This window comes from Flavobacterium sp. FlaQc-47, from assembly GCF_044006475.1.
Taxonomy (GTDB): domain Bacteria; phylum Bacteroidota; class Bacteroidia; order Flavobacteriales; family Flavobacteriaceae; genus Flavobacterium.
In genome coordinates, this window is the sequence record NZ_JBIPCQ010000005.1 from 34,651 (window position 1) to 47,552 (window position 12,902).

Annotated in this window: 9 protein-coding genes; 5 read left to right on the plus strand and 4 right to left on the minus strand. The window is 34.4% G+C overall.

Annotated features, from left to right (window positions below; all coding sequences use genetic code 11):
- Positions 1-32: 32 nt before the first annotated feature.
- A complete protein-coding gene (locus tag ACHRVX_RS16555; protein WP_395334171.1) occupies positions 33-2,060 on the minus strand; it encodes a M3 family metallopeptidase in 2,028 nt (675 codons plus the stop codon).
- A 227-nt stretch (positions 2,061-2,287) separates the two neighbouring features.
- Here ACHRVX_RS16555 and ACHRVX_RS16560 point away from each other — a divergent pair, with 227 nt between their 5' ends.
- Positions 2,288-2,956, plus strand: coding sequence for a hypothetical protein (locus ACHRVX_RS16560; RefSeq protein ID WP_395334173.1), 669 nt, complete (start codon positions 2,288-2,290; stop codon positions 2,954-2,956).
- Between the two features lie 140 nt (positions 2,957-3,096).
- Here the strand turns inward: ACHRVX_RS16560 and purE are convergent, their stop codons facing one another.
- Both purE and ACHRVX_RS16570 read right to left on the minus strand, forming a co-directional pair.
- The gene (gene purE / locus ACHRVX_RS16565) at positions 3,097-3,582 is read right to left on the minus strand and encodes a 5-(carboxyamino)imidazole ribonucleotide mutase (RefSeq protein WP_395334175.1); all 486 of its coding nucleotides are present in this window, start codon (positions 3,580-3,582) and stop codon (positions 3,097-3,099) included.
- A gap of 120 nt (positions 3,583-3,702) precedes the next feature.
- Complete coding sequence (locus ACHRVX_RS16570; protein ID WP_395334177.1) at positions 3,703-4,857, minus strand: 5-(carboxyamino)imidazole ribonucleotide synthase; 1,155 nt, start codon at positions 4,855-4,857, stop codon at positions 3,703-3,705.
- A gap of 211 nt (positions 4,858-5,068) precedes the next feature.
- Between ACHRVX_RS16570 and ACHRVX_RS16575 the strand changes: the two genes are divergently transcribed.
- From ACHRVX_RS16575 to ACHRVX_RS16590, 4 genes are all read left to right on the plus strand, one after another.
- Positions 5,069-6,127, plus strand: a complete 1,059-nt coding sequence (locus ACHRVX_RS16575; RefSeq protein WP_395334179.1) for a helix-turn-helix domain-containing protein — start codon at positions 5,069-5,071, stop codon at positions 6,125-6,127.
- A 17-nt stretch (positions 6,128-6,144) separates the two neighbouring features.
- Positions 6,145-7,206, plus strand: a complete 1,062-nt coding sequence (locus tag ACHRVX_RS16580) for a helix-turn-helix domain-containing protein (RefSeq protein ID WP_395334181.1) — start codon at positions 6,145-6,147, stop codon at positions 7,204-7,206.
- Positions 7,207-7,467: 261 nt separating this feature from the next.
- Positions 7,468-11,307, plus strand: a complete 3,840-nt coding sequence (locus tag ACHRVX_RS16585; protein ID WP_395334183.1) for an HYR domain-containing protein — start codon at positions 7,468-7,470, stop codon at positions 11,305-11,307.
- Between the two features lie 23 nt (positions 11,308-11,330).
- Positions 11,331-12,218 (plus strand): type IX secretion system membrane protein PorP/SprF, encoded by an 888-nt coding sequence (locus ACHRVX_RS16590; protein ID WP_395334185.1) that lies wholly within the window; start codon positions 11,331-11,333, stop codon positions 12,216-12,218.
- 110 nt (positions 12,219-12,328) lie between these two features.
- Here ACHRVX_RS16590 and ACHRVX_RS16595 read toward each other — a convergent pair whose 3' ends face one another.
- Positions 12,329-12,883, minus strand: a complete 555-nt coding sequence (locus ACHRVX_RS16595; RefSeq protein WP_395334187.1) for a hypothetical protein — start codon at positions 12,881-12,883, stop codon at positions 12,329-12,331.
- Between the last annotated feature and the right edge of the window lie 19 nt (positions 12,884-12,902).

The window sequence follows — 12,902 nt, forward strand, 5'->3', positions numbered from 1 at the left end:
ATCCAGAAATTTAGGGTTAATAATCTGGATATCTATAAAAGTCCCGCTCTTTTCAATAAAGCTTCCGGTTTTGGTTCCTGGCCTCTAAAACGTTTGTATAAAATCATAGGATGTTCTGTTCCTCCTTTTGAAAGTACGTTTTCTTTAAATTTTGTAGCTACTTCATGATCGAAAATTCCTTTCTCCTGAAAATATTCAAAAGCATCTGCATCCAGAACCTCAGCCCATTTATAGCTGTAATATCCGGAAGAATATCCACCTTGAAAAATATGAGAAAAAGCAGTACTCATGGCATTTTCTTTTACATCAGGATATAGTTGTGTATTGGCAAATTGTTCTGTTTCGAAAGTTTTTAAATCGTGAATATTGGTTGGATCTTGTCCATGCCACGCCATATCTAATAATCCAAAACTCAACTGACGTAAAGTCGCCAAACCTTCCTGAAAACTCGCACTTTCTTTGATTTTATTAACATATTCGATCGGAATAATTTCTCCGGTTTCATAATGATTAGCGAACAAAGCCAAAGCTTCCGGCTCGTAACACCAGTTCTCCATAATCTGACTTGGTAATTCTACGAAATCCCAAAATACAGAAGTTCCGGATAAACTTGGGTAAACTGTATTTGCCAACATACCGTGTAAACCGTGACCAAATTCATGGAATAAAGTTGTTACTTCATTAAAAGTCAATAATGAAGGTTTTGTTTCTGTAGGTTTTGTAAAATTGCAAACGTTCGAAATATGTGGTCTTTCGTTAACGCCGTCTTTTTTATATTGATGTTTATACGAAGTCATCCAGGCACCGTTTCGTTTTCCTTTTCGTGGAAAAAAATCAGCGTAGAAAATTGCAACTAGATTATTCTCATTATCTGTTACTTCAAAAGTAGTAACTTCTTCATGGTATTTATCAATATCAAAAACTTCGGTAAAAGTTAAGCCGTATAATTTTTTAGCAACAGTAAAAGCGCCGTTTAATACTTTTTCTAATTGAAAATAAGGTTTCAGTTTTTCGTCATCTAAATTAAAAAGCTGTTGTTTTAATTTTTCAGAATAATAAGCACCATCCCATTTTTCAAGTTGTTCAATTCCGTCCAGTTCTTTTGCGAAAGCAGTTAATTCTGCAAATTCTTTTTGAGCTGCAGGTTTTGCTTTTGCTAATAAATCATTCAAAAAAGAGAAAACTTTTTCAGGATTTTGAGCCATTCTTTCTTCCAGAACAAAATGAGCGTGCGTTTTGTAACCTAATAAATTAGCTCTTTCAAAACGTAATTTTGCAATTTTCAGAACATTTTCCTGATTGTCAAATTCATTATTCTGAAAAGATCTTGCTCCAAAAGCAATCGCCATTTTTTTACGCAATTCACGATTGTCTGCATAAGTCAAAAACGGAAGATAACTTGGATGATCTAAAGTAAAAATCCAGCCTTCTTTTTCCTGTTTTTTTGCTAATAACCTTGCTGCTTCAATAGTTCCTTCGGGTAAACCTGCTAAATCATTGTAATCAGTCAAATGCAATTCGAAAGCATTGGTTTCTGCCAACACATTTTCTTCAAATTGTAATTTAAGTTTTGACAATTCCTTATCTATTTCGCGTAATTTGTCTTTTTTGTCTTCTGCTAAATTTGCTCCGTTTCTGGAAAAACTTTTATATTTTTTGTCTAAAAGGGTCGTTTGTTCCGGATTTAGATTCAAGTTTTCTTTTTGATTGTAAACCGTTTTTATTTTAGCAAATAAAGCAGCATTCAAAGTGATGTCGTTCCCAAATTCAGATAATAAAGGCGAAACTTCCTGAGCAATTTTCTGCATTTCTTCATTCGTTTCTGCCGAATTCAAATTGAAGAAAACACTTGAAAGACGATCTAAAATATCACCCGAAAAATCCATAGCCACCACAGTGTTTTCAAATGTTGGATCTTCAGGATTGTTTACGATCGCATCAATTTCGGCTTTAGCCAAAGCAATTCCTTCCTGAAAAGCAGGGAAATAATCTTCGGTTTTTATTTGTGAAAAAGGAGCAGTATTATGTTTTGTAGTAAATTTTGAAAGTAAAATATTCATTATTATATAATTATTTTATGAGTTGAAGTCGACATTATGAATTCCAAAGATAACGATTTATAAAAATCTATTCACCTAAACTAAACGGATTCTCGGTATAAAAAGCTCAAGCAATTATGTTATTAATATGTTATTTATTGCTGGAGCAGATTTAAAAATCTTAAATTGTAAAAAACAGGATTAGGATTATAAAATGCTAACGAGAAATAATTGTAAATAAAAATAAGATGAATTATCAAATTGTAATAAAGAATATAGATACGGTTAATGAAGTAGAAGGATACTGGACTAATGAAGATTTTGTTCAGTTATTAGAAAAATTCAATTATCCTGATGGAGCAACAGCAGACAAGTCGAGTTTACCGGAATTGTTAGAAATGGCTATTTCTGATTATGAACCCAACGAAGCAGCTGAAATCGTCTTGAAATATAAATTTGATGACGAGTTGAATGACGGGCAAATTGAGCAAATATCACACAATATGCTGATTGATAAAGTATGTGAAGAATATCCGGAAATACACATGCAGGGAACTTTGTTTCATGTCAATCAATTACTTTTTAAAGCATACAACGGGAAATTCCCTAATGCAAAAGCATCTGTTGTTCATTTTTCTATGACACCAACAAATGGTGAAGCACAAAAATTGACAGCCGAAAATGTGTTGAAATTATTGAACAGTGGTTTGTCTGATAGAAACCTTATTAAAAGATTGTTCGAAACTCAAATTTCCGGAAATACTCCGTTTCCTGAAGCTGAAGGTATTGTTTGGGAATTGACAACAGAAGATGATGTAAATTATAATTTAGTTACTTCAGAGAATTGGATAAATAAAGAAGATATAACAGATTCTGAATTTGAAGCTGTTCTTGAGGACATTGAAGAGGAAGCGTAATTTGAGATTATAAAAAAGTTTTTGTTTCACAAATACTCGCGAAGAAAAGACGCAGAGATTCACAAAGTTTTCTTCACTAAAATGTGAAAAAGCTCGGTGAATCTCTGCGTCTTTTCTTTGTGCATCTCTGCGGAATAATCTTATTCTTTCAATCCTTCAGCGGCTTTGTTAACCGCTGCTTTCAATTCTTCTTTGTAAGCAATAATAGTATCAAGTACTTTTTTATCGTGACTTCCTATTATCTGTGCTGCTAAAATTCCCGCATTTTTTGCTCCGTTTAGCGCTACAGTTGCTACTGGAACTCCGCCCGGCATTTGCAAAATAGATAAAACCGAATCCCAACCATCAATAGAATTACTTGATTTTACAGGAACTCCAATTACAGGAAGCGGCGACATTGAAGCAACCATTCCAGGTAAATGTGCAGCTCCTCCCGCTCCGGCAATAATTACCGAAATTCCGCGGATATGTGCGTTTTTACTAAAGTCAAATAATTTTTCCGGCGTTCTGTGTGCCGAAACGATATCTACTTCAGTTTCAATATTAAATTGTTTTAGTATGTCAATGGCATCCTGCATGACCGGCATGTCTGAGATGCTTCCCATTATAATGGCTACTTTGCTCATAGGTTTTTTGTTTGAAAAACTGTTTGTTTTGTTTCAAGTTTCAGGTTGTTAACTGGGACTGAAAATTGAGACTGTATAATAATTTATTTATTGTTTTTGTTCGTATGCCAAGACTGAAAACTATTCACTAATTACCTTGATCGTATTCTTCACTTGCTCAGCAATTTTTCTTGCTTCGCCCATGTCTTCGTTTACGATGGTAACGTGACCCATTTTTCTAAAAGGGCGAGTTTGTTTTTTACCGTAAATATGTGGTGTAACGCCATTCCACCCTAAAATGGTTTCGATATTTTCGTAAACTACATCTCCGGAAAATCCTTCGGCACCTACTAAATTCACCATTACTCCGGCAACTTTACTATCCGTATTTCCTAACGGAAGATCTAAAATAGCACGTAAATGGTTTTCGAATTGGGATGTATAACTCGCTTCTATAGAATAATGACCTGAATTGTGTGGGCGAGGAGCGACTTCGTTTACCAGGATTTCATCTTCATTGGTTTGGAACATTTCAACGGCCAGAAGACCAACATGATTGAATTTTTCAGAAACATTCAAAGCAATTGCTCTGGCTTTTTCGGCAATTTTTTCATCTATTCTCGCAGGGCAAATTACATATTCTACCTGATTTGCTTCGGGATGAAACTCCATTTCAACAACAGGATAGGTTTTGATTTCGCCTGACGGATTTCTGCACACGATAACTGCCAATTCATTTTTGAACGGAACCATAGTTTCTGCAATACATTCAACATTTGGTAAATCATCAAGGTCAGAAATCTGACGAATCACTTTTACGCCATTTCCGTCGTAACCAAACTCGGTACATTTCCAGACAAAGGGAATTGTAATTTCACTATTTCCAACCGATTTTTGCAAATGATCATGACTGTCAAATCTTAAATAAGCAGCTGTAGGGATATTATTTTTAATGTAAAAATCTTTTTGAATTCCTTTATTCTGAATTCCTTTTAAGGTTTTTGGAGAGGGATATACTTTTAGACCTTCGTTTTCAAGTTGAGTTAAAGCTTCAAGATTGACCAATTCGATTTCGAAAGTCAATACATCAACTTGTTTTCCAAAATTATAAACCGTTTCATAATCCATCAAATCGCCTTTGAAGAATTTATTGCAGGCAATTTTACTCGGTGCTTCGTCGCTTGGATCTAAAACATAAGTTTGTATGTCAAATTTTCGAGTGTCAAACAGTAACATTTTGCCTAATTGTCCGCCACCTAATATTCCTAATTTAAAATCAGAAGAAAAATAATTCATTGTAGTTGTGTTTCTGCAAAGATAATTGATAAAATAGAAATGCCAATTTATTGTACGTTGAATTGCTATTTTTTCCTATTAATTGTATTAAAAAAAATGATCATTGAAAATGTTAATTTTTTTTAGAATATCTGGTTTCAAAATTTTGTTTTGTGGATATGAATTCCGTAGGTTTGACCTGATTTTAAACCGCCATAGATTACTAAATTACATGACCACAAACGATTGGGCAAAGCATATTCATAAATATCTTTTTCTTTTAAAAGATGACTTTTTCGAATTACCATACTTGTCAAATTCTCCTCAGGTGATGTTAGACAGTTTTATAAAACTGCCCATAATTAAGCATAATCCTTTAAAACAAATAATCACTACAAATAATGCTTTTTGCAAAGGGGAAATACGTTATCAAAAGATCGAGGAGGGGTTTTGGATTTTAGAAAATAATATCACACTTAAAGAAAATATACTTGCGAAAGCCATATATACAAAGGATCATCTAAAAGATTATTATATTTTATCGTTTTCAGTTTTCGAATATAAATTTCCTTTTAAAGATGCTGAAGATATAATATTATTGAGTACCTGTTGGACTTTTTATAAACCGGAAACTGAAATTGCGACTTATTTTTATAAAGGAACCGAAGGCAAATTTTTTAATATTGCCATGAAGAAACAATGGGTTGATCAGCATATTAAATCCGGTAAATTTTGCGAAAAAGGTGTTTTGGAAAGTTTTTTTAATACTCAAAAAGGCTTTTACACCTGGTTAGATATTGCTCCAAAAGCGCACATTTTGTCTAAAAAAATATCGAAAATATTAGATGCCGAAGACAAAATAAATTTAAACACACAGGAATTGCGTAAGTCTTGTATGAAGTTGATTACAGAGTTTTTTAAAAATTCTTTTGAAGATAGTCGTATTGCAGATAATATTTCGCTCAGCAATTTAGATTACTATAATGTGGCTAAAGCCGAGAAAATGATTTTGCACAATTTGCAATCTAATTTTTTAGGAATTGATAAAATAGCATCCGAGGTAAATACATCTCCAACGAAATTAAAGGCTGATTTTAAAATTGTATTTGGATTCTCAATGCTTCAATATCATAAAGAAAAAAATATGCTTCTTGCAAAACAGCTGCTTCAAAACTCTACAGTCGAAATTCAAATGATTTCTGCGATTACAGGTTATGAAAGTGCCAGTAAATTTACATCAGCATTCAAGAAAAGATTTGGGATATTACCATCAGTTTTTAGAGAAAATTAAAATTTGAGCATTAGTATATGAACGTAGGAAAGTGGGTTAAATTTATAAAAGACAATATCAACTTTTATAGAGACGGTTTTTTTGAATTGCCCTATTTATCAAATTCCCCTCAGGTCATTGTACAAAGTATTGTCAATTCTCCATCGGTTAGACATGATCTGGAAGAACAAGCTGTGTACAGAAACAATCCTTTCTCTCATGGAGTAATGCGTTATCGTGAAATCGAAGAAGGTTTCTGGATCATTGTGACAAGCATTACTTTTAAGAAAAACGTGATGCTTAAAGCGATTTATGATGAAGAATTTCCCATCGATTATTATACGCTTACATTTTCGGTTTTTGAAAGCGAAGTAAAACTCCAAAACACATTTGCAGATAAAACTCCTTTTTCGAGCAAATATTGGGGTTTTAAAAAACCCGGAACTCCCGTTGGCGCTTATTTTTATAAAGGTTCTGAATGTGAATTTTATTTGTATGCTTTTAATAAGGAATGGGCAGAACGTAATTTTGGTTTTGCAACACTTCCAGAAGACAATCATATTAAAAAATTTCTTAATTCAGATAACGGTTTTATTACCTATCAAAATATTGTTCCGAATGCAGCAGAATTATCAAAGGAAATTTTGACCAATTTAGAAAACAACAAACGTGATTTATTTAGTAAATCAATTTTAAAAACACAGGCGTTTCAGCTCGTTTCCACTTTTTTTAAAAATGCATTTTTAGATCAGCGGGAAGGCAATTATTTACCAATTGATACTCCGGATTATCGAAAAATTGCTAAAGCCGAAAAACTAATTCTGGACACTGTTACAAATCCCTTTTTAGGAGTAGAATATATTGCTCAAAAAGTAGGCTTGTCGCCAACAAAACTCAAATTAACATTCAAATCTGTTCACGGAGTTTCGATGATGCAATATCATAAAGATAAGAAATTACTTCTAGCCATGCAGATGATTCAGAATACTGATATGCAGATCAAAAATATTGCTTTGGCAACGGGATATAAAAGTTCCAGCAAGTTTACGGCAAACTTCAAAAAACGTTTTGGAAAAATGCCTTCTGAAATTCGGTTTTAATCGATGTAAAATTCTTTCTTTTCTCCATTTTTACCTTTCTCATTAATAATTTTTTATGATTTTGTTAACATTGAAAAATTAAATTTAAAATTCCATTTAGCTGTTTTTCAATCTGTTGAAATTGTAATAATAAGTATTTATTTACACTTGTTTTTTTAGTAAAAAGTGTTGGTCGTTTCGGGCTATTGATGTGTCCGAATGGGCTATTCGGCGATTTTATTTCAATATATTTTTGCTCATAAATAATCTAAACAAACCAGTATGAAAATAAAATTACTCTTTTTAGTGAGTATCATATTTCTTTTTTGCAATATGATACATGCTCAAAATCCCCCTACTGCTTTAGCAAAAAACATTACCGTAAAGCTTGATGCTAACGGAAATGTAACTGTGAATGCAGCAGATCTGGATAATGGATCTGCAGATAATGTAGGAATAGCCAGTTATATGTTAACAACTGCTGCTGTAGGTACTTCTTGCGCAACAGTAAATGAAAATCAAACATTAACTCTTACCGCTCCGGCGGGTGCTGTATTTTCTGCAATAAATTTTGCGAGTTTTGGTACACCAAACGGAAGCTGTGGTAATTTTACTTTAGGGTGTCATTCACCAAACAGTAAAAATGTAGTGTCAAATAATTTACTGAATCAAAACTCGGGAAGTATTTTGGCAGACAACGGCGTTTTTATTTCTGATCCATGTCCTAATACTCCAAAACGACTTTATGTTGAAGCATTTTATCAGCCTTCAGCCGCTGTAATTCAACCTTCAATGAGTTTTAGCTGTACGGAAATTGGAGATCATATTGTCAATTTAATTGTAACCGATACAGAAGGAAATAAAAGATCTGCAACGGCAACTATTACGGTTGTAGATGATCTTGCTCCCGTAATGGTATGTAGTACTAATATTGAAGTCAATAATGACCCGGGAATTTGTGGCGCGGTAGTAACTTTTACAGCGCCTGCAGTTACTGATAACTGTACTAGTAGTGTTCCAGTTGTTGCAACATTTACAAATGCGGGTGCAATAGGAAGATTTGGACCAACACAAGCTCAAGTTGATGCTGCTTATGGAGCTGGAGTTGTTACTATAAATACTCAGGGAATTCAGGAATGGAAAGTTCCTAAAACAGGAAAATATAGTATTCAGGCTTTGGGAGCTTCTGGTGGAAATGCACCTGCTTCTAATTTTATAGGGGGAAATGGAGCCAATATAAGTGGCGAAGTTGATCTTACTGCAGGAGAAATTATTAAAATTGTTGTAGGACAACAAGGTCAGGCCACAAGTGATAATTACGGTGCTGGTGGTGGCGGTGGATCATTTGTTACTACTTTCACGAATACTGCTATTGTAGTTGCAGGCGGTGGTGGTGGTGCAGGTCTGGAGGATGACGCTTCTAAGGAAGCTTCTATAACTACGACAGCTAATAATGGGGAAAATGGAGGAAATGGTGGAACAGCCTTAAATGGAGGAAATGTAGGATCTGGAAACTATATTGCCGGTGCCGGTGGTGGTGGTTTTAATACTAACGGTTCAGATGGACTTGAGCGACCATCTAAAGGAGGTATTTCGTTTTTGAACGGTGCTGTCGGTGGTTTAAATCAAGACGGTTCTAATGGAGGTGGTTTCGGCGGCGGCGGCGGCGGCGCTGATAATTGTGGTTACGGCGGCGGCGGCGGTGGTTATTCCGGTGGTGGACCTGCTGGATATGACGGTGGTTGCGGTGGAAATGGTGGTGGAGCAGGATCTTTTAATTCTGGTGCAAACCAAAATAATACTGGAGGTTCAAATTCAGGAATGGGTAAAGTAGTTATTACTTTATTATCTGCTCCAATTGTGCCATCACAAACGGATGTTACAGGTTTAACATCAGGTTCAGTTTTTCCGGTAGGAACAACCACTTTAAAATATACTGCAACAGATAAAAGTGGTAATTCAAGCTCTTGCTCATTTGATATTACAGTAAAAGATATTGAGAAACCAGTAATTACATGTGCAGCAAATCAAACACAAACTGCAGATGCAGGAGTTTGTTCAGCAGTTGTTACGGTTACGGCTCCAACTGCGACAGATAATTGTGCAGTTGTATCTTTAGCAAATGATTTTAATGGTACACCAGATGCTTCCGGAACTTATCCTGTAGGTACTACAACTGTAAAGTGGACTGCAACTGATGCAGCAGGAAACTTTTCTGAATGTACACAACAAATTATTGTTAATGACACTGAATTGCCAATCGTTATAACAAAAAACTTCACAGCTCAACTTGATGCTTTAGGAAATGCAACAATTCAGGTTGCTGATATTGATGATAATTCAACAGATAATTGTGGAATCGCTACAATAGAATTAGATGTAACTTCATTTACTTGTGCAAATGTTGGGGTAAATACAGTTCAGTTAAAAGTTACAGATATTCATACTAATTATTCTATAGCTACGGCTACGGTAACTGTCGAAGATAAAATTGTACCAATTGTTGTAGTAAAAAATATTACTGTTCAACTTGATGCTACAGGAAATGCAACAATTGTTGCTGCTGATATTGATGATAACTCTACAGATAATTGCGGAATAGCTAAAAGTGAATTGAATATAACTTCATTTACTTGTGCGAATATCGGACCAAATACGGTTCAGTTAAAAGTTACGGACAACAGTGGTAATTTTGATATGAAAGATGCAATTGTAACTGTTGAAGATAAAATTGCTCCAACTATTTTAACAAAAAATATCATAGTTCAACTTGATGCTTCGGGTGTTGTAACCATTCAGGCTGCAGATCTAGATAACGGATCAAGTGATATTTGCGGAACTCCAACTTTGACTGTTTCTCAGGATACATTTACATGTGCTAATATTGGTAACAATACAGTTACACTTACTGCTACAGATGCAAGCGGAAATACTTCTTCTCAAACTGCAACAGTAAAAGTTGAAAACAATATTGTACCAAATGTATTGACTAAAAATATTACAGTTCAGCTTAATGCAACAGGAAATGTTTCTATAGTTGCTGCAGATATTGATAACGGGTCAACTTATGCCTGCGGAAATCCAACGTTGACAGTTTCTCCTAACACCTTTACATGTGCTAATGTAGGAGCGAATCTTGTGACGCTGACTGCAACAGATGCTTACGGAAATGTTTCCAGCAAAACTGCAACAGTAACAATCCAGGATAAAATTTCTGCAACTGCTTTAGCTAAAGATGTAACAATTCAGCTTGATGCAACTGGAAATGCTACTATTACAGCAGCTCAAATTGACAACGGAAGTACGGACCTATGCGGAATAGCTTCGGTTACTGTAACTCCAAATACTTTTAGCTGTAATAATGTTGGACCAAATTTAGTAACTCTGACAGTGACGGATGTAAACGGAAATAAATCTTCGGCTACAGCCACTGTAACGGTTCAGGATATTATTCTTCCAATTGCAAAAACTAAAGATTTAACTGTAGAACTTGACGATGCAGGAAATGTATCCATTACAGCAAATCAAATCAATAATGCAAGTTCAGATAATTGTAGCATTGCTACAGTAACGGTTGATAAGCTTACTTTTAATTGTACAAATGTTGGTGTTAATACGGTTGTTTTAACTGTAAAAGACAAAGCGGGAAATACTGCTACAGCTACAGCAAAAGTGACAGTTGTGAATAAAGCAGGTGATAATGATAATGACGGAATTCCTGATAATTGTGATAATGATGATGACAATGACGGAGTTTCAGACACATCTGATAATTGCCCAATTACTGCAAATCCACATCAGGAAGATCGCAACAATAATGGTATTGGCGATGCTTGCGATAAAGATCAACTGAATATTTCCCAGGCTTTTACTCCTAACGGAGATGGTATAAATGATACATGGGTAATTTCGAATATTGAAAATCATCCTAACTCAGTTGTACGTGTTTTTAATCGTTGGGGAACAGAAGTATTTACTTCAAGAAATTACCAAAATGATTGGGATGGACATTACAAAGGAAATTCCAGCTCTTTACCGGAATCAAGTTCTTATTACTATCAAATTGATTTAGATGGTGATGGTTCTATTGACAAAGAAGGTTGGATCTACATTAACAGGTAATTGTAAAAAATAAAATTTTAGAAATGAAAATAATTAAAAATATAATGGCGGGAGCATTACTACTTTTTAGTAGTATGCTTTTTGCCCAACAAGAAAGTCTTTTCACTACATATCGTTATCATATGAATGTTGTGAATCCGGCTTATGCAGGTGTTGACGGAGAAACTGTTTTGATGAGTACAATTCGCCAGCAATGGACAGGAATTAAAGATGCTCCGCAAACACAAGCTGTTTCCTTTGGTACATCTGTTGGGAGTAATCTTGGATTAGGTGTTTCTATGGTTTATGATAAAACATTTATCGAAAAACAAACCCAACTGGGAATTGATTTCTCTTATAAACTTCAGGTAGGAGCTCTTACAGATTTATATTTAGGAATAAAAGCCGGAGGTAATTTCTATAATGTAAATACCTCAGGACTTGAAACCTATTCACCACAATCAGATCCTGCTTTGGCTAGCATAAATCAGTTTAACCCAAACGTTGGTATCGGAGCCTTATTAAAGAATGACAAATTTTTCGTATCCCTTTCTGTTCCAAGAATCTTAAATACGGAACGTGCAAAAAATAAAGATGGTTATACGGCTGTTGCTACAGACAGACCTCATGTTTATTTAAGCGGTGGTTATGATTATGATTTTGAAACAGCTACGGCTTTAGTTTTAAAACCTTCATTTATGATGCGTTATGTTAATGGTTCGCCACTTTCTGTAGATATTAATGTGATGCTTCAAATCGAGAAGTTTCTGGAAATTGGCGGAAGCTACAGAGTTGATAAAGCTTATGCAGCAATTGCAGGTTTAAATATTAGTGATCACATGACATTAGGTTATGCATACGAAACCAATACTGGTAATATTGTGGCAAGTGCCAAAAACTCAAATGAATTTTTTCTTCGCTTTAAATTTTAATAATCCCCAATTATATAAAATTTAAGCAAAGTTGGTTTTATTTTTGACTAGTGAAAAAGAGGATATCTGTACAGATATCCTCTTTGGATTTTATAGGGTTTGGTAATCACCTAAAGGCTTATCTTTTTTAAAACTTCTTTCGCAACAGCTTTATAAGCAGCAGAATGATTTGCGTAATCTTTATTCAGGATAATTTGCAATTCAGAATGAATCCAGTCGTAATGATTTCCTAAAATGTATAAAGTTCGTATCGAATACGCTTTTGTTGCCACTTTTACATCATTAATCAGCCAGTCAAAAGAAACTTCTATACAATCCTGGAGATTTTCTTCAGAAAGTAATATGCAATTTTCGTTTTTCTTGTAATGTGATTTAATTAAAAGCTGAACCACTTTTGCAATGGGTCGAATGGAACTTTCATCTTTTAAAACCTTTAAATTGGAACAGAAAAAATCAAGATGAGGTTGTAACCAAATTAATTCTTCATAAGATACAAATTCTAAAATCCAACACGCTTTATGATTGTTTTTATCCGATGGAGAAAAGCAAATCGAAATCAATTCATCAAATAAAAACTGATTTTCCAGAACATCTTGCGCCGCCATCAGTCGGTTTTCTCTGTAGGCATTTACGTAATCAAGTTTTGTTTGTAAATCAGACACCATTTTTTTCGGTTTAAGACAG

Bases quoted from the DNA above. Each gene is read 5' to 3' on its own strand.
- ACHRVX_RS16555 (WP_395334171.1), bottom strand. From the start codon at position 2,060: ATGAATATTTTACTTTCAAAATTTACTACAAAACATAATACTGCTCCT.
- purE (WP_395334175.1), bottom strand. From the start codon at position 3,582: ATGAGCAAAGTAGCCATTATAATGGGAAGCATCTCAGACATGCCGGTC.
- ACHRVX_RS16570 (WP_395334177.1), bottom strand. From the start codon at position 4,857: ATGAATTATTTTTCTTCTGATTTTAAATTAGGAATATTAGGTGGCGGA.
- ACHRVX_RS16595 (WP_395334187.1), bottom strand. From the start codon at position 12,883: ATGGTGTCTGATTTACAAACAAAACTTGATTACGTAAATGCCTACAGA.
- ACHRVX_RS16585 (WP_395334183.1), top strand. From the start codon at position 7,468: ATGAAAATAAAATTACTCTTTTTAGTGAGTATCATATTTCTTTTTTGC.
- ACHRVX_RS16575 (WP_395334179.1), top strand. From the start codon at position 5,069: ATGACCACAAACGATTGGGCAAAGCATATTCATAAATATCTTTTTCTT.
- ACHRVX_RS16560 (WP_395334173.1), top strand. From the start codon at position 2,288: ATGAATTATCAAATTGTAATAAAGAATATAGATACGGTTAATGAAGTA.
- ACHRVX_RS16580 (WP_395334181.1), top strand. From the start codon at position 6,145: ATGAACGTAGGAAAGTGGGTTAAATTTATAAAAGACAATATCAACTTT.
- ACHRVX_RS16590 (WP_395334185.1), top strand. From the start codon at position 11,331: ATGAAAATAATTAAAAATATAATGGCGGGAGCATTACTACTTTTTAGT.